Origin of the sequence: Actinospica durhamensis, from assembly GCF_018139695.1 — a bacterium.
GTDB classification, from domain to species: Bacteria; Actinomycetota; Actinomycetes; order Streptomycetales; family Catenulisporaceae; genus Actinospica; species Actinospica durhamensis.
The window spans coordinates 1-1,656 of record NZ_JAGSOG010000551.1; the positions used below are offsets into that span (position 1 = coordinate 1).

The following is a 1,656-nucleotide window of genomic DNA, read 5'->3' on the forward strand; positions in this document are numbered from 1 at the left end:
GGGCGCCGTCGGGGCCGTCCCAGCGGTCCGGGTCGAAGCGGTCCGGGTGCGGGTAGAGCGTGGGCAGACGGTGGATCAGGTACGGGCTGTAGGCCACCGTGGTGCCCGCGGGCAGGGGAACGCCGGCGAGTTCGCAGTCCACTGCGGTGCTGCGGGTGAAGAACCAGCCGGGCGGGTAGAGCCGGAGCGTCTCGGTGAACACACGGGCGGCGTAGGGCAGGGCGGGGACGTCCGCGGGGACGGGGGCGCGGCCGCCGAGGACGTCGTCGAGTTCCTTGTGCAGCCTGGCCTCGACCTCGGGGTGCGCGGCGACCAGGTGCAGCGCCCAGGCCAGCGCGCTGGCCGTGGTCTCCGTGCCGGCCATGAAGAAGGTGAGCACCTGGTCGACCACCTCGGCATCCGCGAGGCGGTCTGCGAGACGGTCAGCAGGGCGGTCAGCGGGGCGGTCACCGAGGCGGTCTTCGGACGCGGCGGGGGCATCAGACGGGTCGGAGGCCTCGTCACGGGCGGCCAGCAGTGCGGAGAGCAGGTCGTCCGGTTCGGCGCCGTCTTGGGCCGAACTCGGGTCTGCGCCCTGGGCGCGGCGGTCGGCGGCGATCTGCCCGATCGAGGCGCGCAGCCGGGTGCGGGCGAGGTCGTAGCGGCGGTTGCCGGGCGTGGGCAGGCGGTTGACCCAGCCGGGCGCCAGCATCCGCAGGTAGGTTCCCTCCACGATGGTGCGCAGGTCGGCCAGGGCCTGCGTCTGCACGTCCTGGGCCAGGTCCGCGCCGAACATCGTCTGCACGGCGATGCGTCCGGTCAGGCCGTAGAGCGCGGCCATCACGTCCACCGGCTCGCCGGGGCGCCATCCGTCGGCCAGGCGGGCGATCTGCTCGGCCATCACCTGCGCGTAGCCGGCCAGGCGGGCCGGGTGGAAGGCGGGCTGGCACAGCCGGCGCTGGCGCCGGTGGTCCGCGTGCGGGCAGGTGACCAGGCCGTTGCCCATGGACTCGCGGGCCTTGTCGAACAGCGGGCCGCCCTTGTCGTAGACCTGGTCCTCGCGCAGCAGCCGGTCGGTCAGCTCGGGGTCGCAGACCACGATGACCGGCCGCGGGCCCATCCGGATGCGCACGAGCCGGCCGTGCGCGGGCAGCGACTGGAGGAACGGCAGGGGTCTGCGGTAGAGCGCCGGGCCGTGTCCGAGCAGCGGCCACGCGCCGCCCGCCGCGGCCACCGTGCGATCGGGGCCCTTGCGACCGGGGCCCGTGCGGTCAAGGCCGGAGTCCACCGCCACCGCGTTCCGCCTTCCCGGCCGCCGGCTGCGGCGCGCCGTCCCCTCGAGCCGGGCCTCTGACCGCCCGGCATCCGTCGACGGGCTCGAAGACGCCGCCGCGTACAGTGCCCAGTCTGCTCGGCCGCCGGGGTGGCGCAAGGCGCGCGGGGGTGGCGAAAGGGGGCGCCGGGCGCGGGCGAGACAGGGTTCGTATCCCGACGCTCGCGGCCTGTTCACCGCGCGTTCACACACTGATCCGCGTCGCACCGTCTCGGCCCGGTAGCCTCGGCGCGCCGGAGTACGGGTGTGAGGGAGACGAGCGGTGCGGGAACTGCCCAGGTCGGACAAGCGCGCCAAGTCGGCCGGGGAGGGGTTCGTCTCAGCCTTCTCCGACGGGGCGGGGG

At 75.1% G+C, this 1,656-nt stretch carries 1 protein-coding gene; it reads right to left on the reverse strand.

All coding sequences use genetic code 11. The features are described 5' to 3' along the window. Nucleotides 1-1,273: cytochrome P450 (locus KDL01_RS40930; protein WP_212534111.1), on the reverse strand; the 1,273-nt coding region annotated here is incomplete at its 3' end. Nucleotides 1,274-1,656: the final 383 nt, after the last annotated feature.